Annotated in this window: 16 protein-coding genes; 13 read left to right on the top strand and 3 right to left on the bottom strand. The window is 71.3% G+C overall.

The window, feature by feature from the left end:
- Window positions 1–141 precede the first annotated feature (141 nt).
- Window positions 142–1,194, top strand: a complete 1,053-nt coding sequence (locus HET64_RS16650; protein ID WP_308370120.1) for a ParB/RepB/Spo0J family partition protein — start codon at window positions 142–144, stop codon at window positions 1,192–1,194.
- On the opposite strand, the gene HET64_RS16645 is transcribed toward HET64_RS16650, so the two are convergent.
- Both HET64_RS16645 and HET64_RS16640 read right to left on the bottom strand, forming a co-directional pair.
- Window positions 1,102–2,457, bottom strand: coding sequence for an MFS transporter (locus HET64_RS16645; RefSeq protein ID WP_215106326.1), 1,356 nt, complete (start codon window positions 2,455–2,457; stop codon window positions 1,102–1,104). The two genes, HET64_RS16650 and HET64_RS16645, sit on opposite strands and share 93 nt — an antisense overlap.
- Window positions 2,454–3,608 (bottom strand): sulfatase, encoded by a 1,155-nt coding sequence (locus HET64_RS16640; protein WP_215106324.1) that lies wholly within the window; start codon window positions 3,606–3,608, stop codon window positions 2,454–2,456. Before HET64_RS16640 ends, HET64_RS16645 begins: the two co-directional genes overlap by 4 nt.
- A gap of 173 nt (window positions 3,609–3,781) precedes the next feature.
- On the opposite strand from HET64_RS16640, the gene HET64_RS16635 reads away from it, so the two are divergent.
- Genes HET64_RS16635 through HET64_RS16605 form a run of 7 tightly spaced genes read left to right on the top strand, consistent with a single transcriptional unit; the run spans window position 3,782 to window position 11,765 of the window.
- A complete protein-coding gene (locus HET64_RS16635; protein WP_215106322.1) occupies window positions 3,782–5,446 on the top strand; it encodes a B12-binding domain-containing radical SAM protein in 1,665 nt (554 codons plus the stop codon).
- A 3-nt stretch (window positions 5,447–5,449) separates the two neighbouring features.
- A complete protein-coding gene (locus HET64_RS16630; protein ID WP_215106320.1) occupies window positions 5,450–6,469 on the top strand; it encodes a sulfotransferase in 1,020 nt (339 codons plus the stop codon).
- Window positions 6,466–7,209: a class I SAM-dependent methyltransferase gene (locus HET64_RS16625; RefSeq protein WP_215106318.1), complete on the top strand. Its 744-nt coding sequence runs from the start codon at window positions 6,466–6,468 to the stop codon at window positions 7,207–7,209. The genes HET64_RS16630 and HET64_RS16625 overlap by 4 nt, the downstream gene beginning before the upstream one ends.
- A gap of 1 nt (window position 7,210) precedes the next feature.
- Window positions 7,211–7,663, top strand: coding sequence for a rubrerythrin family protein (locus HET64_RS16620; RefSeq protein WP_215106316.1), 453 nt, complete (start codon window positions 7,211–7,213; stop codon window positions 7,661–7,663).
- On the top strand, window positions 7,660–9,591 hold the full coding sequence (locus tag HET64_RS16615; RefSeq protein WP_215106314.1) for a methyltransferase domain-containing protein: 1,932 nt from the start codon (window positions 7,660–7,662) through the stop codon (window positions 9,589–9,591). Before HET64_RS16620 ends, HET64_RS16615 begins: the two co-directional genes overlap by 4 nt.
- A complete protein-coding gene (locus tag HET64_RS16610; protein WP_215106312.1) occupies window positions 9,584–10,837 on the top strand; it encodes a sulfotransferase in 1,254 nt (417 codons plus the stop codon). Before HET64_RS16615 ends, HET64_RS16610 begins: the two co-directional genes overlap by 8 nt.
- A 49-nt stretch (window positions 10,838–10,886) precedes the next feature.
- On the top strand, window positions 10,887–11,765 hold the full coding sequence (locus tag HET64_RS16605) for an arginine deiminase family protein (RefSeq protein ID WP_308370114.1): 879 nt from the start codon (window positions 10,887–10,889) through the stop codon (window positions 11,763–11,765).
- A gap of 19 nt (window positions 11,766–11,784) precedes the next feature.
- Here the strand turns inward: HET64_RS16605 and HET64_RS16600 are convergent, their stop codons facing one another.
- The gene (locus tag HET64_RS16600) at window positions 11,785–12,195 is read right to left on the bottom strand and encodes a DUF6027 family protein (RefSeq protein WP_215106308.1); all 411 of its coding nucleotides are present in this window, start codon (window positions 12,193–12,195) and stop codon (window positions 11,785–11,787) included.
- Between the two features lie 74 nt (window positions 12,196–12,269).
- On the opposite strand from HET64_RS16600, the gene HET64_RS39655 reads away from it, so the two are divergent.
- From HET64_RS39655 to HET64_RS16580, 5 genes are all read left to right on the top strand, one after another.
- Complete coding sequence (locus HET64_RS39655; RefSeq protein ID WP_285801881.1) at window positions 12,270–12,401, top strand: hypothetical protein; 132 nt, start codon at window positions 12,270–12,272, stop codon at window positions 12,399–12,401.
- A 141-nt stretch (window positions 12,402–12,542) separates the two neighbouring features.
- Window positions 12,543–12,770 (top strand): MbtH family protein, encoded by a 228-nt coding sequence (locus tag HET64_RS16595; protein WP_215106306.1) that lies wholly within the window; start codon window positions 12,543–12,545, stop codon window positions 12,768–12,770.
- Window positions 12,771–12,945: 175 nt separating this feature from the next.
- The gene (locus tag HET64_RS16590) at window positions 12,946–14,802 is read left to right on the top strand and encodes a KedN5 family methylcobalamin-dependent radical SAM C-methyltransferase (RefSeq protein ID WP_215106304.1); all 1,857 of its coding nucleotides are present in this window, start codon (window positions 12,946–12,948) and stop codon (window positions 14,800–14,802) included.
- A 381-nt stretch (window positions 14,803–15,183) separates the two neighbouring features.
- Window positions 15,184–16,458, top strand: coding sequence for a polyprenyl synthetase family protein (locus HET64_RS16585; RefSeq protein WP_215106302.1), 1,275 nt, complete (start codon window positions 15,184–15,186; stop codon window positions 16,456–16,458).
- On the top strand, window positions 16,455–17,945 hold a 1,491-nt coding region (locus tag HET64_RS16580; protein WP_215106300.1), incomplete at its 3' end, for a phytoene desaturase. The genes HET64_RS16585 and HET64_RS16580, both read left to right, overlap by 4 nt.

The following is a 17,945-nucleotide window of genomic DNA, read 5'->3' as shown; positions in this document are numbered from 1 at the left end:
GGTCACCCGATGCGCCGACCACCGGGGCGATTATGAGAACTTGCTCAGGGAAATTTTGTCTCGCCGGTCTGTTCGGTGCCATAACCTGGCCAGTATCTTTTAGCCGTTTCCCGGGATCCGATCGGTTACGCACTGCCGGGCGTGACCGCGTCGTGCTCGGAAATGGGTTGGCCATCTGGAGGAGTTCGGATGAGCGGGACATCGCTGGGTACGCAGCCACGGGACACGCCACCGACGTTCGTGCCGGTCGATCAGGTGACCGAAACGTGTCTCGTGCGGGTCGCCGGCTCCCGTCCCGACCACGTCAGCGCGCTCGCGCAGTGCCCGGACGGCCTTCCGCCGATCCTCGTGCACCGGCCGACCATGCAGGTGATCGACGGTGTGCACCGCCTGCGTGCGGCCAAGCTGCGCGGGGACGCCACCATCGGTGCGCGGTTCGTCGACGGCTCGGAGGAGGACGCGTTCGTGCTGGCCGTGAGCGCCAACGTGACCCAGGGGCTGCCGCTGACGCTGGCCGACCGCACCTCCGCCGCCGCCCGGATCCTCGCGTCGCATCCGCACCTGTCGGACCGCCTGATCGCGTCGACAGCCGGATTGTCCACCAAGACGGTGGCCGCGATCCGGCAGCGCTCAACCGGAGAAATGACTCAGTTGCACACCCGGCTCGGCCGCGACGGGAAAGTGCGGCCGCTCGACGCCTCCCACGGACGCATGATGGCGAGTCAGGCGATTGCGAACAACCCAGATCTTTCGTTGCGGGCGATAGCCCGCATCGCCGGAATATCGGTCGGCACCGCCCGGGATGTCCGGGAGAGATTACGCCGCGGCGAGGATCCTATTCCGCTGCGGTATCGCCTTTCCGCCGGACACCGCACGGAAAGCAGCGCACCGGAGAACAACGCGCCGGGCGACCACACCGGTGGCGACAGCGGCGCCTCCGGCACGACTCGCGCCGAACGGGACCGGTTCCTGCTCTCGCTGCGCACCGATCCGTCGCTGCGGTTCTCCGAGATCGGCCGTGCGCTCCTGCGGCTGCTCGACGCCAACACCCTCGACGCCGCACAGTGGGACCGCCTCGCCGCCGCCGTCCCCCAGCGCTGGTCACCGGTCGTCGCCGGCCTCGCCATGGACTGCGCGGCCGACTGGTCGGCGCTCGCCTGCCGGGTCCGCGACCAGGTCCGCGTCAGCGCGTGAGTCCGGCGCGCACGCCACGGCGATCGCCGCCGCCGCCTGGACCACCGCGAACAGCGCGACCACCGGCAGCAATGACGACGAGCCACCGGTGATCGCGACCGCGACCAGCGGCCAGAAGCTGGAGAGGGTGACGCCCACCTGGTAGGTCACGGCGATCGCGGAGAACCGCACCATGGTCGGGAACAGGTCCACCAGGAACGCCGCCAGGCCACCGTAGATCGCGCCGTGCGCGATGGTCAGCGCGGGGACGAGCACCAGGGCGGCCGGCGTCGGATCGCCCGAGGACAGCCAGGCGCCCGCCGGGATCATCGCCACCACCGCGACCACGTAGCCGAAGATCATGACCGGCCGGCGGCCGAACCGATCGGACAGCGCGCCGAACACCGGCAGCGTCACGCACTCTCCCAGGGCCGCGATCATCAGCCAGGTCAGCACGTTCGACCGCACCTCCGGCCCGGCCTTCGCCGCGTGCGCCACCAGGAAGACGGTGAACATCGCGATCACCGATCCGGTGCCGAGCGAGGCGAGAACGCCGATCACCACGCGGCGCGGCCACCGCCGCAGCACCATGATCACCGGCACCGGGACGGGACGGCTCTCCGCCCGGCCACGCACGAACTCCGGTGTCTCCTCGATCCCCAGCCGGACCCAGATACCGATGCCGACCAGGACGATCGACCCCAGGAACGGCAGCCGCCACCCCCAGGTCAGGAAGTCCTCCTCGGGCAGCCCGGAGATCAGCACGAAGGTCAGGTTGCTGCCGAACAACGCCAGCGCGAAGCCCATCGCGGGCCAGCTGCTGAAAAAGCCCCGGCGCTCGGGCGGCCCGTGTTCGGTGCTGAGCAGCACCGCGCTTCCCCATTCGCCGCCGATGCCGATGCCCTGGGCGACGCGCAACGTCACCAACAGGACCGGCGCGAGCACACCGGCCGTTTCATAGGTGGGCAGCAGGCCGACGCCGAACGTGGCGATGCCCATGACGAGCAACGTCCACACCATCATCGACTTGCGGCCCACGCGGTCGCCGAAGTGGCCGAAGAGCAGGCCGCCCAGCGGGCGCGCGACGAACCCGGCCGCATAGGTGGCGAACGACGCGAGCACACCGCCGGCGGCCGACGATCCGGGGAAGAACAGCGGGCCGAACACCAGCGCGGACGCCGTCGCGTACAGATAGAAGTCGTACCACTCGATGGCGGTGCCGATCGTGCTCGCGATCAGGACCCGGCGGACCGAGCGGGGCTCCGGGGTCACCCCTGGTTTCACGCGTCCTCGTCGGACACGAGAACCCGCCCGCGAAGCTCGTCGGGATCGGCGGCGAGATCATAGGCCCACACCTGCCGCCCGTCCGCCTCCCAGATCACCTTCCGCCCGTCCGCCCGCACCGCGTGCAGCGCCTTCAGGTCCGGGTAGTCGTCCGAGGCGGCGGCCCGCTCCTGCGGGAAGTAGGTCTCCGAGTACGCCTCGCGGGACGCCCCGGTGCCGCCCTCGAAGAACTCGGTCAGCGAGGCGCCGTCCGACGACAGCGGGTCCAGCCCGAGATGGTCGAGCACCGTCGGCATGATGTCGACCAGCCGCACCTGGCTGTCCACGCTCATGGCCACCGGCACCCCAGGGCCGCTGATGATCAGCGGCACGTGCTGGGTCGCGTCGAACAGCAGGCAGCCGTGGCCCTCCTCGTACGGGTGGCCGAGGTCGCCTGCGTGGTCGTTGGGGTACCACCCGGCCAGGTCCTCGCCGTGATCGGAGAAGCACACCACCAGCATCGACTCGATGTCGTGGCCCATCTCGGCGATGCGGCGCAGCAGGAGCTGGACGTAGTGGTCGGTGTAGGCGATCTCGCCCTCGTACGGGTTCGCCACCTCGACGCCGACGTCCTCCGGCGGCTCGTACGGCCAGTGCGCGTCGAAGAAGTGCGCGAACAGGAAGAACGGGCCGTCGCCGTCCAGCGACCGGAGCCAGTGGGTGGCGCGTTCGACCACCAGCGGCGCGCGCTTGAGCGCCAGCCCGCGCAGCTTCACGTCGCCGACCGACAGCGGGTCCCGGCCGTCCGGCAGGAGCGGGATCTCGTCGTCGTAGAAGTCGAACCCGCGATCCATCCCGTACCACTGGTTCAGACCGGGGCAGGACACCACCGCGCCGGTCGTGTACCCGGCCGCCGACAGGCGCTCCGCCAGCGTCGGTACCCGCTTGTCCAGCGCTTCGCGGAACAGGTGCCTGACCCCGTGGCGGGGCGGCTGGAGCCCGGTGAACACCGTGGCGTGGCTGACCGGCGTCAGGGGGCACGACGAGATCGCCTGCGTGAAGCTGACCCCGTTCGCGCGCAGCCGCTCCACGCCGGGGTACTTCCCCGAATAGGCGACGTCGGCGCGGACGGTGTCCAGGGAGATGAACAGGATGTTCGGCTGTGCGGTCACCGGGATTCCTCCGCGTTCCTCTGTCGACGCCGGGCGGCACCGAAGCTAACAACGGGCTCCCCGCGTTCGACAACGGCCAACGGGCGGGCATGAACACCCGTGCCGAACAGCACATCCCGCTCCTACAGTTACGCGGCGAAGACTCCACGACCGTGAAGCGAGGGAGCATTCACATGGCGCGCAAGTTGTCCCTGGCCCTGGAGCTGTATGCCGACGCGAACGGCACCGTCGACCAGCGCTACATCGATCAGATGCGCGACCAGGACGCCGAACCGGTGCCGGTCGATCCCACGCTGCCGAGGTTCACCCTCGTCGTCGGGCCCTCGCCGTTCACCATGCCGCGCGGCTGGGAGTTCTTCCTCACCTCCCCCTACGAGGGGGCGACGTACATCTCGACCGTGCTGCACAACGCCGGATACCCGGTGCGCATCGTCGACGTCCGCTACACCCCGAACCCCCTGCGGGCGGCGTACGAGCAGATCAACGAAGGCACCGACGTGCTCGGCATGTGCACGTTCGAGGACAACTTCCCGTTCTGCCGCGCGCTGATGGCGATGGTCCGCGCGTCGCACCCGGACATACCCATCATCTGCGGCGGCTCGCTGGTCACTTCCGCGCCGGGGGTGTTCATGTCGGACACCGACTGCGACATCGCGGTGATCAGCGAGGGCGAGATCACCATCCTGGAGCTGATGGAGAGTTACGCCCGCGGCGCGTGGAAGCAGGATCTCCCCACCGTCAAGGGCATCTGCTACCGGGACGAGAAGGGAAACGCGCGCCGTACGGCGCCGCGTGGCCAGATGATGGATCTCGACGCGCTGCCCAGGATGCGGCTCGAACTGTGGCCCCAGTCGCGGTCGCCGCTCGGCATGCAGCCGCAGGTGATCTCGTCCTACAGCCGCGGCTGCAAGATGGACTGCTCGTTCTGCTACCGCACCACCCCGCAGGTGCGGGCGAAGTCGCCGGAGAAGATGGACCGCGATCTCGACTGGCTGAAGACCCGGTACGGCGTGGAGTTCTGCTTCTTCGTCGACCTCACGTTCAGCTCGCACCGCGGCCAGACCATCGAGATGTGCGACGTGATCTCCCAGCACGATCTGCGGTGGACCTGTCTGACCCGGTGCGCCGACATGGACGTACCGCGCATCGACGCGATGCGGGACGCGGGTGCGGACATCATCCTGTACGGCGTCGAGTCGCTGGGCCGCGACGTGTTGCGCGAGGCCCGCAAGGGCAGCAGCGAGAACCTGACCGTCCGCGCGATGCGCACCACGTTCGAGGGCGGCGTGCGGTTCGGCTCGCTGCTCATCGTCGGTCTGCCGAACGAGACCGAGGAGTCCTTGTCGGACATGGTGCAGTTCGCCGAGCAGTACAACCATGTGACCCGGGTGAAGTACCTGTCGGCCATGCCCGGTACGACGGTGTACCAGGACGCGGTGCGGAACAAGGTGATTCGCAGCGAGGTCGACCACCTGAACTGGCTGTCGGTCGAACAGGCGCTGCACGAGGACGAGTTCCTGAACGTGAGCGGGCTGCCCGAGCAGGTCTGCCGGGACGCGTACAAGCGGGTGTACGACGCCTATCAGCCCGGCCCGGTGATGGACTTCCAGCACTGGCCGGAGCACTTCCAGTACTTCCACCCGCAGCCGGCCGACGGCACCGAGCGGTCGACGTCGTACGCCGGGACCGGCTGGCGCGCGCAGTGGAGTTCCGCCGCCGCGCCGCTGGTTCCCGGTTCCGAGCAGTACACCTTGGACAAGGTGGCCGACCCGGAGGTGGCCGCGGTCGGGAGCACGCTGATGGACTGCGGCGCGAAGAAGCTCGCGGTCGGGGGCTGACCGATGTCCACCCAGGACGGCCCGATCCTCATCATCGGGACCGAACGCTCCGGGTCGAACCTGCTGCGGCTGGTGCTCGACGCGCACGCGCGGATCGCGGTCCCGCATCCGCCGCACTTCATGCGGTACCTGTCCGGCATCCCGTACGACGGCGATGTCGACGCGATGGTGGGCGACGCGATGCGGTTGCTGCGCGACCACATCCACCCGTGGCCGCACGTGATCGACCGGGCCGCGGTGACCGAGGCGGCTGGCCCGTCGCTGTTCGGGGTGGTGTCGGCGATCTACGACCAGTACCGCGTCGCGGAGGGCGCGGCCCGGTGGGGGTGCAAGAGCACGTTCATGGTCGAGCACGTCGACGAGGTGCTCGCCGGACTCCCTCACGCGCGGTTCCTGTGGCTGGTGCGGGATCCCCGCGACGTGGCCGCGTCGGCGAAGCGGGCCGTGTTCGGCCACTGCCACCCGTACCGGATGGCGCTGCGGTGGAAGGCCGAACAGGAGCTCGCCCGCGCGGCCCTGGAGCGCTGGGGTCCCGGAGTGGTGCACCTGGTGCGGTACGAGGACCTGGTGTCCGCGCCCGAACGGGAGATCCGGTCGATCTGCGACTTCATCGGTGAGGCGTTCGAGCCCGCGATGCTGGCGCACCACCTCGGTGGCAACGCCCGGGTGACCGCGTCGCTGTCGGCGTCCTGGCGCACGGCGGGCGACCCGATCACCACGGCCCGGATCGGCGCACACCGGCGGGGGCTGTCCGACCGGGAGCGGCGGCAGGTCGAGAGCGTGACCGCGCGGGCGATGGAGAGGCTTCGCTACCCGTTCGACGAGGCCTCGCTGGGCGAACCGGCTCCCGGCCCGCTCGGCGTCGTACTCCGCGGGTCGGCGGTACGGCTGGCGGTGGAGGCGCGATCGCTGTGTACCGACCGCAACCACTTCCGGCGCTGGCGGCGCGATGTCACCGTCCGCCGGCTGCGCCGCCGCGCGAAGCCGCGCCGCGCCCCGATTCCGGCAGGAGAGAGCAGATGAACGAGACGGGAAGCGTCCGCACGCACTTCGCCGACCGGGCGAGCACCTACGACCGGTCCAGTTCCTGGTGCACCGACGACGCGCTCGGCGAGCTGATGCTCTCCACGGCCGCGCCCCGGCCGGGCGACGCGGTCCTGGACGTGGCGTGCGGCACCGGACTGGTGTCGAGGCTCTTCGCCGGGCGGGTGCGGCGGCTGGCCGGCGTGGACATCACACCGGAGATGGCCGAGCAGGCGCGCGACGTGCTCGACGAACTGGTGATCGCCCCGGCGGAGGCACTGCCCTTCGGTGACGGCACGTTCGACATCGTGGTGTGCCGTCAGGGGATCCAGTTCATGACGCTGCCGGACGCGGTGCGGGAGATGGTGCGGGTGACCCGGCCGGGTGGGCGGGTCGTGCTGGCCCACCTGTGCGCCTACGGGGACGACGACCGCGACGAGTACGCCGAGATCCTGCGGCTGCGCAACCCGGCCCGGCGGCACTTCTTCCGGCCCGGCGACGTCGAGGACCTGCTCGCGGGCGCGGGGTGCGACCCGGTGCGGTCGCAGCGGTACGTGTCGGTGGAGGACGTGGACGTGTGGTCGGACAACGGTGCGATCGGCGAAGACGCGCGGGAGGCCATCCGGGACCGCTACGGAAGGGCGTCGCCCGCGTTCCGCGCACGGCACGCGGTGGCCGAGGCCGATGGGCGGATCACCGACCGCATGCTGTTCGTCGTCGCCTCGGGAACGAGGGTCTGACATGGAACCGGACCAGTCCCTCGCCGACGGCGTGCGGGCCGCGTTCCTCGCCGAGGCGGCAACCGCGGCGCGGTACACCTACTGCGCGCGGGTCGCCGACATCGAGGGGCACGCCGAGGCGGCCCGGGTGTTCGGCGAGCTTGCCGAGAGCGTGGCCTGCGCCGCCCACGGGCACCTGGATGTGCTGCGCGACCTGCTGGGCGGCGACGATCCGGGCACCGGCTTCGCGCTCGGCGACTCCCGCGGCAACCTCGCCGCGGCGATCAGCGGCGACCTCGGGGAGGCCACCGAACGCTACCCCGGCCTGGCGGCGCGGGCGCACCTGGACGGGGTGGCCGATCTGGCGAGCTGGCTGGAGACGTTGTGCACGTTGAAGAAGACGCACGTGGACCGGCTGGAGGCGGCCCTCACCGGGCTGACCGAGCCGCGGTTCGCCGGGAACGGAGCGCCATGACCACCGACTACGACGCCGAGGCGATCACCGTCCACTCCGGGCTGGAGGCGGTGCGCCGCAACCCGTCGATGTACGTCGGGTCGACCGGCCCGGACGGTGCCCACCACCTGGTGCTCGAACTGGTCGACAACGCCGTGGACGAGGCCGCCGCCGGGCACTGCGGCACGATCTCGGTGGAGCTGTACGAAGACGGTTCCTGCTCGGTCACCGACGACGGCCGGGGCATCCCCACCGGCCCGCACCCGGAGGCCGGGATCCCGGCGTGTGAGCTCGTGCTCACCACGCTGCACTCGGGGGGCAAGTTCGACCACGCCGCGTACGCGACCTCGGCCGGGCTGCACGGTGTCGGCCTGGCCTGCGTGAACGCGCTGTCCCAGTGGTTGCGGCTGGATGTGTGGCGCGACGGAGCGCACCACAGCGAGTCGTTCGCCCGGGGCTCGGTCCAGACCCCGCTGAAACGGGTCGGCGACAGTGGCCGCCGCGGCACCCGGGTGTGGTTCCGCCCGGACCCGGAGATCTTCTCCTCGTGCGTGCTCGACGCGGAACTGCTGCACGCCCGGCTGCTCGACATCGCGTATCTGCACCCGGGCCTGCGGGTCGGTCTCATCGACCACCGCACCGGGCGGAACGAGTCGCTGTGCGAGATGACCGGGGTGCGGGGCCTGCTCGCGTACCGGGCCCGCGACGCCGAGAAGGTGCACGCCGAGCCGACCACCATCACGTGGGCCGGGGACGGGTGCGTGATCGACGCCGCCGTCCAGTGGACCGAGGGGTACGCGGAGCAGATCTTCGCCTACGTCAACACCATCCGCACCGACCTGGGAGGGTCGCATGTGGACGCCCTGCGCGGCGCGCTGGCCGGGGTGGTGGCCGACCACCTCGGCCCGTCCGCGAACCGGATGACCGTGGTCGACATCCTGGAGGGGCTGACCGCGGTGATCGCGATCCGGATCCCGGACGCGCGGTTCGACGGCCAGACCAAACGCACCCTGCGCAACGACGACGCGGGCGCCCGCGTGTTCGACGTCGTCACCGAGCAGGCGCGGCGGGCGCTGGCGGCCGACCCGGAGCTGGCCCGCCGCATCGCCGAACGGGCCATCGACGCGAGCCGGGCCCGGCTCGCCGCGCGGCTGGCCGGGCGGACGGCCCGCTCCCGGACCCGGGCGGTCGAGGTCGACTACGCGGTCTACCAGCGGCAGTTCGGGATCCGTTCGAAGGACTGGCACGACTCGTGCGCCTGGCTCACCGACGAGGACCTGCTCGGCAAGCACGCGGAGCTGTGCGCGGTGCCGCCGGACGCGCGGATGCTGGACGTGTGCTGCGGCAGCGGTGTCGTCGGCGGCGCGTTCCGCGGCCGGGTCGGCGAGATGGTCGGGCTGGACCTCACCCCGGAGATGGCCGCGCTCGCCGCCACCCGGCTGGACGTGGTGCACCAGGGCACCGTCTACGACCTGCCGTTCCCCGACGCCAGTTTCGACCTCGTGGTCACCCGGGAGGTGCTGCACCTGCTGCCCCGGCCGGAGCGGCCGGTGTCGGAGATCTTCCGTGTGCTGCGGCCGGGCGGGCAGTTCATCGTCGGGCAGATCGTGCCGTACGCGGACGTGGACGCGTTCTGGATGTTCCGCGTGTTCAAGAAGAAGCAGCCGCTGCTGTACCAGATGTTCCGCGAGGAGGACTTCCGGGCGCTGCTCACCGGCGGCGGGTTCACCGATGTGCGGATGGAGGAGCACTTCCTGTGGGAGTCGATCGACCGGTGGATCGACACCCACGAGACGACACCGGCGAGCCGGCAGGAGATCTACCGCCTCTACTACGAAGCGCCGCGCGAGGTACGCGCTGTCCACCCGTTCGAGGTGCTGCCGGACGGCTCGGTGCGGGACCGGTGGCGGTGGTGCGTGTACTCGGTGCGGAAACCCGACCATGCCTAGCCGCACCGTGGACAGCCCCGTCGCCGAGGTCGTGCGCCGGCTGGAGGTGCTGCGGCCGTTGCGGGGCACGCCGGTGCCGCACTTCCGCGCGAAGGTCCGCGATCTCGTCGTCGTCGCGTCGAGTTCGCGGGGCGGTTCGAGCATGCTCTCCGAGCTGCTGCGGTCCTCGCCGCACCTGCTGCACCTGCGCGGCGAGCTGAATCCGCTGCTGCGGCTGGTCGGCCTCGACCACCCGCACAGCGGCACCGGATCGGACGTGCTGGACGCGGCGCACTGGCACGCGCTTCCGCCACGGTCCCGGGCGTTGTTCGAGGCGGAACTGGCCCTGGACGCGGGCTCTCCCGGCACCGGCGTGGAGAACCTGGCGGTGGACGCGGCGTGGCGGCTTCTCGTGCAGTGGCCGGGGATGGACCTCGATCCCGTCGACCTGGTGCGGACCGCCGAGAAGGTACTGGACCGTGATCTCCCCCGGTTCGCGCGGGCGTTGATCGGCAGGGCCGGTGTGAACCCGTGGTACTACGACCTTCCCGGGCAGTCACCGGGGCCACGACCGGCCGGGCCGCCCGGTGAGGTGCTGCTCGAAGAGCCGCCCTTCGTCCTCCCCCGGCCGTGGCGGCCCGCGGACGAACACGATCTCGCCACGAAGCCGCTGGTGGTCAAGACGCCGGGCAACGCCTACCGGCTCGGCTTCCTGCGGGCCGCGTTCCCCAACGCGCGCCTGCGGGTGCTGCACCTGACCAGGAACCCGGCCGCGTCGGTCAACGGCCTGGTCGACGGGTGGCTGCACCACGGGTTCCACGCGTACCGGCTGGACGAACCGTTGCGCATCGCCGGATACGCCGATGTGCGGCCGGCCGACCGGTACTGGTGGAAGTTCGACCTGCCCCCCTGCTGGCCCGCGTACACCGCCGCCGCCCTGCCCCGGGTCTGCGCCCACCAGTGGTGGTCGAGTCACCGTGCCGTGCTCGCGCACGGGGCGGATCACACGGTGCGGTTCGAGGACCTGATCAGCGGTCCCCGCGGCCGCGCGGACGCCGTCGAGCGGATCGCGGAGTGGCTGGGGATCCCGTTCGACGGGCCGCTGAGGCGGGCCGCGACCGACGGCATCGCCGCCACCGTGTCCACCGCCGCACCACGCCCCGGCAGGTGGCGGGCGCGGGAGAAGGAAGTCCGGTCGGCGCTGAGCGCCGACGTGCTCGCGATGGCGGAGAGGCTCGGTTACACCCGTGACGACCACTGGATCTGAGCCGAGCACCCACGGCGGCCCGGGGTGGGTCCCCCGGGTGGCGTCGCATGTGGACGAAGTCGCGGCCGGGGGTGTGTGGGCGCCGTGCGGATACCGGTCGGAGACGGCCGCGTTGCGGTCGGTGCTGCTGGTCCGTCCGCCGGACAGCATCGCCGCGGTGCGACGGCCCGGGGCCTCGCTCATGGTCGGGCCGGTGGATCTCCCGGCGATGCGGGCGCAGTGCGACGCGCTGGCGGACCGCCTGCGGGACAACGGGGTCGAGGTACACCTGGCCTCCGCCGAGACGACGCCGAACGCGGTGTTCGCGCGGGACCTGTTCTGGATGACCCCGGCCGGGGCGGTGCTGGCACGGATGGCGTCGGCGCAGCGGGCCGGCGAGGAGCGGCACGCCGCGCTCGCGCTGGCGAAGGCCGGTTTCCCGATCCTGCGTACGGTGTCCGGCACCGCCCTGTTCGAGGGCGCCGACGCGCTCTGGATCGACCCGTCGACGGTGATCGTCGGTACCGGGTTCCGCACGAACGCGGGCGGCGCGGCCGAGGTCGCCTCCGCGGTCGCGGGGCTGGGGGCGCGGGTGGTGACGGTGGAGCTGGCGGCGGGCGTACAGCATCTGCTGGGGACGGTGGTGTTCCTCGACCCGTCCACCGCCGTCGTCCACCGGGCGGCGATCCCACCGGAGTTGGCGAGGCTGCTCGCCGAGTACGGCTATCGGGTGATCGCGCTGCCGCCGGACGAGGAACTGCTGGTGCGGCGCGGGATGAACCTGCTGGTGCTCGCGCCGGGGCGGGTGCTGATGCCCGCGGGCTGCCCGGGAATCCGCCGGACGCTGGAGCGGGCGGGCGTGGCCGTCGACGAGATCGGCGTCGGCGAGTACCTGCGGGCGGCCGGCGGGATCGGCTGCGTGACCGGGGTGGTGCGCCGTGAGCACTGAGAGCCGGTCGCTTCGCCGATCACTGAGCCGGGTACACCGTGGGGTCCTCCAGCGGCACCTTCAGCCAGGAGATCATCTGCCGGAGCTGGTGGTACGCCGCGAGCCGCTGCTCGTCGGAGTCCGCCTCCTCCGCGGCGGCGATCGGCTCCCACAGGCGCGGCACCATCACCGGCCCGAGTTCGAGCAGGCCGCCGCTGCCGCCGGTGGCCCACTTCGCCAGCACATACCGGACGATCGCGCCGACCGGGACGTCCAGGTTCCGGGACATGCCGCGCACGGTCTCCAGCGGATCGAGGAGTCCGTAGTCGACCACCTCGGCCTTGAAGTTGGCATGCGGGTCGTCCGGTGGCCAGCACCGCTCCCACTGGCGCAGCCGCACCGCCGGCGTACCGGTCGCGTCGTAGGCCAGGTCATCCATGTCGCCATCCATACCGCCACCATAGGGCGGCACCGAGCTTGTCCGACCGGGCAGGGATGAACACCGAAGTCAGGAAAGGAGAACCAGTGAACGAGAACCTTCGTGAGGAGCGACTCGCCCTCGTTCCGGCCGACTCGGGCGCCGCTGCCGGCGGCACCGCCACGGCCGACGACGAGGCGATCCGTCAGCAGCTGCGCAGCCTCGGCTACCGCATCTGACCGAACAACCGCCCCGGCCCTCCCGCACGGGCGGGCCGGGGTGTCCCCGCGTGTCCCCGCGTGTCGGGGTTCACCGTGCTGGAGGGCGGGAGTGTTGACCACCCGACGGCGCGTTGTAGCGTGCGGCGACCTGGAGGCGGCATGGCTGAGACGACCAACCCGTTCGACGACGACAACGCACCGTTCCGGGTGCTGCGCAACGACGAGGACCAGCACTCGCTGTGGCCGGAGTTCGCTCCGGTGCCCGCCGGGTGGCAGGTGGTGCACGGCCCGGACGGCCGGGCGGCGTGCCTGGCCTACGTCGAGGAGATGTGGACCGACCTGCGTCCGGCCTCCCTGCGCCGCGCCATGGACGACACGACCGGGTGAGCTGCCGGATGGATGCACGGTCCTCACCGTGGCGGCGGCGGTGGACCGCCGCGTCACCCGCATCGCCCGCGGGAACCCGGCATGGCGGCATGGGGGCAGAACAGTGAGCCGGTCCGCACTTCCGTCACCACGACCACGACCACGTTCCCGGGAGAAGCGCGGGCGCGCGCTGATCGTGCAGCAGGGCGCCTGGGACATGCCCAAGGAGTCGATGCCGCTCGCCGCCGGTTATCTGACAGCCGCAGCACGGGCCGATCCCCTGGTGGGACCCGAGTTCGACGTGGGGATACTGAACTTCCGCGGTGGAGAATCGCTCGGCTCGATGGCGCGCACGATCTTCTCCGGGGTGGTGCCGGACGTGCTGGCGTTCTCGGTCCTCGGCTGGAACCTCAACCAGTTCGGCGCGCTCGCCGAGACCTACAAGTCGGTGCGCCCGGACGGCTGGGTCGTCTTCGGCGGAACGCACGTCGCCCACCAGGCGGAACGCGTCTTCCGACGCTTCCCCGAGGTCGACGTCGTCGCCAACGGCGAGGGCGAGTTCACCTTCCGGGACCTGCTGCTCGCCGTCCTGGAGGAGAAGTCGCCGCACGATCTCGCGCAGGTGCCGGGAATCTCCTACCGCGACGAGGAAGGCGCGATCCACACCACTGCCGAGGCGCCGCGCATCGACGATCTGGACATGATTCCGTCGCCCTTTCTCACCGGGGCCATCCCGCTGCTCGACCACCATGGCCGGTTCCCCTACGACGTCGCGCTGATGGAGACCAACCGCGGCTGCCCGTACAAGTGCTCGTTCTGTTACTGGGGTGGCGCGGTCGGCCAGAGGATGCGCGACTTCTCCCGCGAGCGGCTGCGCGCGGAGCTCGACATCTTCGGCTATCACCGGATTCCGACGGTGGTCTTGTGCGACTCCAACTTCGGCATGCGGCAGCCGGACGCGGAGTTCGTCGAGGACCTCGTCAGGACGCGCGAGAAATACGGGTTCCCGAAGTCGTTGGAGACGTCGTGGGCGAAGAACAAGTCCAGGACGTTCCACAACATCATCCGCCGGATGAAGGCCGAGGGGTTCCAGAGCTCGTTCACCGTGGCGCTGCAGACACTGGACGACACGGCGTTGCGTGACATGGGCAGAAGCAACATGCGGCTCAACGAGTGGAAGGAGCTGGCGGCGTGGCTCGCGGCGGAGGGGCTCGACGCCTACGCGGAGCTGATCTGGGGCGCGCCGGGTGAGACGGTCGACTCCTTCCTGACGGGCTACGACCGGCTGTCCGAACACGTTTCCCGCATCGCCCTCTACCCCCTGTTGCTGCTGCCCAACACGAACTACACGGAGAACCGCGAGGAGCACGGCTTTGTCACCGTGCGCGGCGACAACGACGACTTCGAGTACGTTCTCGCCAACCGCACCGTCACGGTCGCGGAGAACACGACGATGCAGCGGTTCATGTTCTGGGCCCGGATGATGAGCGAGAACATGTACTTCCGGCACATCTGGGTGCCGCTGCGGGAGCTCGCAGGGCTCACCCAGAGCGCCGTACTGCTGATCCTGTCGGACTGGTTCCAGGACTCGGCCGATCCCGCCGTCGCCGAGTTGCTCGGCCACGGCCGCGAGTTCACCGACTCCGGCCTGGTCGTCGAGTCGCTGCACAAGCTCTACGCCGACCCGCGGTTCGCGCCGGTCTTCCAGCGCTGGTGGGACGAGGCGATCCGGTCGAAGGTGCCCGAGCGGCACAGGCCGCTGCTCGACGAGATCTTCCGCTACGACAACGCGACCCGCCCGATCTACTCCGGAGCGGGTGCCGAGGACGCCGAGCTGCGCAGCATCGACGGCCTGCCGCACTACGTCCGCGGCGGACTGCGGTTCCAGTACGCGATGCCGCACCTGCTCGACGCCATCCGCGCGAGCCGGCCGTTCGACGACGCCCCCTCGCCGGTCGAGCTGACGCTCGCGTATCGCGTCGGATTCGACGACTACCTCGACAACCACGAACTGGCGACCTACTACGCCGGTCGCTGCATCGAGATCCGGTAGCCGACAGCGCGACGGACGAACGCCTCGTACGGCGCCGCCACCCCGGGCGCCGGACAGCAGGCGGAGGTGCCGGCCGGCACAACCGTTCGACCGGCTCGGCAAGGCCCCGTGTGAACGCCGGGAACGTCTTGCCGTCCCCGCGGTGGTCGCGGCCGGCGTCGTTGCCGTAGGCCGAACGGGCGCGGTGGCCCTCATCGGGGGTGCCCGTGGGTGTTTCTCCGACAGCAGCCCGCACCTGTCGTGATCGTCTCTGAGCACCGTTTCGCTTCCTCGCGGGGCGGCTGCTCCCCATCGGTCATGCGCGAATCGACCGTGCGGGGGTACGCGTCCGTGCGAAGCGGCGAACCAGCCGTCACCCACCACCGACCGGAAGGGCTTGAGATGGACCGTCTCCAGGTCGTGGAGCACGCGTGCGCCGAGGCTCCGCCCCCGGTGTCCGAGCTGGACGGGCCGCGCCGGCACGCGCCACCGTCGAAGGACGCGCGGGTCGTCGACGCGGATGTGGTCGGCCACCTTCTCCGCACCGCGCAGGCGGTACTGACCGAACGGGTGGCCGAGGCCGCGGAGTGCGACGCGTCGTTCTCCGCGGAGCTGGCCCAGCGGGTCGCCGACTTCACGCTCGACGGCGGAAAACGGACGCGCCCCCGGCTGCTCTGGTGGGGCATGCGCGCCTGCGGCGCGGCGGAGACCGAGGCCGCACTGCGGCTCGGGGTCGCCCTGGAGCTGATCCAGACCTGCGCGCTGATCCACGACGACGTGATGGACCGCTCGCGGCTGCGGCGGGGAAGACCCGCCATGCACATCGGACTCGCCGACCGTGCCGGTCTCTCACCGGACGACGAACGGGGCTCCGCGTTCGGCGCCTCGGCCGCCCTGCTCGCCGGGGATCTCGCGCTGGCCTGGGCCGACGACACCCTGGCGGAGACTCCGATGCCCGACCCCGTACGCCGCCGCGTCGGCAGCCTCTGGCGCTCCATGCGGACCGAGATGGTCGCGGGACAGTACCTGGATCTGCGCGGTCAGGTCGCCGGGCGTCCTTCGGCGTCACAGGCCCTGCACACCAGCTGCCTCAAGAGCGCTCTGTACTCCGTCGAGCGGCCGGTGGCCATCGGGGCCGCCCTGGCCGACGCCGGCGAACGGACCACGGCGGCACTGTGTACCGCGGGGCGGTACGCCGGCATCGCCTTCCAGCTCCGGGACGATCTGCTCGGGGTCTTCGGCGAACCGGGGCTGACCGGGAAGCCGTCCGGCGACGACATCCGCGAGGGCAAGCCGACCTACCTCCTGGCCGTCGCCCGGACGCGGGCCGAGGCCGCCGGCGACCACGCGGCCCTGGCCGTGCTGGCGCTGGGCGTCGCGAACGCCGACCTCACCGAGGAGACCCTCGCGGACGTACGCGGCGTGTTCGAGACCACGGGAGCGCGCGCCCATGTGGAAAGGAAAGCGGAGCACCTCTGCGAGCAGGCCGTGCACGCACTGGGCGAAGCCGTCGACGTCGACACGCACGGCGGCAGCAGGCTGCTCGGCATGCTGCGCGCGGTCTCCGCGGACCGCTCCCGTCCCTTCCCGGACACCGCGCCACCGTACGGGCACGACGCCGGGGCCACGGCTCCGGCCCCCGACCCCGCCGCGACCGAAGGAGGAACCCGCGCATGATCACTGTCAAGGGTCCGGTCGACCATGTGGTGGTGGTCGGCGCCGGGCTGGCCGGGCTGGCCGCCACGCTCCACCTCCTCGGCGCGGGCCGCCGCGTCACGGTCGTCGAACGGGACACCGTGCCCGGGGGCCGGGCCGGCCTGCTGGAGTCGGGCGGCTTCCGCGTCGACACCGGGCCGACCGTACTGACCATGCCGGACCTGGTGGAGGAGGCCTTCGCCGCGGTCGGGGAGCGGATGACCGACCGGCTGGAGCTGATCCCGCTGGACCCCGCCTACCGGGCCCGGTTCGCCGACGGATCCCAGCTCGACGTGCACACCGACGGCGCCGCGATGGAGGCCGCGGTCGAGCAGTTCGCCGGCGCCCGTCAGGCGGTCGGCTACCGGCGGCTGCGGATCTGGCTGGAGCGCCTCTACCAGGTGCAGATGCGCCGTTTCATCGACACCAACTTCGACTCGCCGTTCCAGCTCGCCCACCCCGACCTCGCCAGGCTCGCCGCTCTCGGCGGTTTCGGCAGGCTCGACGCGCGGATCGGGCACTTCGTCTCGGACGAACGGCTGCGCAGGGTCTTCTCCTTCCAGGCGCTGTACGCGGGTGTGCCGCCGGCCCGCGCGCTCGCCGCGTACGCCGTCATCGCCTACATGGACACCGTGGCCGGGGTGTACTTCCCGAAGGGCGGCATGCACGCGCTGCCCCGCGCGATGGCCCGATCGGCCGAGGACGCGGGTGCCGCGTTCCGTTTCGGGCAGACCGCGACCCGGCTGGAGCGCTCGGGTGACCGTGTCACCGCGGTCGTGACCGATCAGGAGCGCATCCCCTGCGACGCGGTGGTCCTGACGCCGGATCTGCCCGTCGCCTACCGACTCCTGGGCGGCAGCCCCCGGAGGGCCGTCCCCCTGCGGCACTCGCCGTCCGCGGTGATCCTGCACGCGGGCACCGACCGCACCTGGCCGGATCTGGCGCATCACACCATCTCGTTCGGCGCGGCCTGGAAGAGCACCTTCCACGAACTCACCCGTACGGGGAAGCTGATGTCGGATCCGTCGCTCCTCATCACCCGGCCCACCGCGACCGACCCCTCCCTCGCCCCGCCGGGCAAACACCTCCACTACGTGCTGGCGCCCTGCCCGAACACCGAGGTCGGGCCCGGTGTACGGGAGTGGCGGGAGCTGGGGCCCCGCTACCGCGACGAGCTGCTGGCCGAGCTGGAACGCCGTGAGATGCCGGGGCTCGGGGCGGCGATCGAGGAGGAAGGACTGGTCACGCCGGTCGACTGGACCGCCCGGGGCCACGCCGCGGGCACTCCGTTCTCCGTCGCCCACACGTTCGCGCAGACCGGGCCGTTCCGCCCGCGCAACCTGGTACGCGGCACGTCCAACGCCGTCCTCGCCGGCTGCGGCACCACACCCGGCGTCGGCGTGCCGACCGTGTTGATCTCCGGAAAGCTGGCGGCGGAGAGGATCACCGGCCTCCGCCCCGCCCCGTCC

Source organism: Streptomyces sp. McG3 (genome assembly GCF_018619185.1).
Classification (GTDB): Bacteria; Actinomycetota; Actinomycetes; order Streptomycetales; family Streptomycetaceae; genus Streptomyces.
This window is presented reverse-complemented; position numbering and strand designations above follow the sequence as displayed.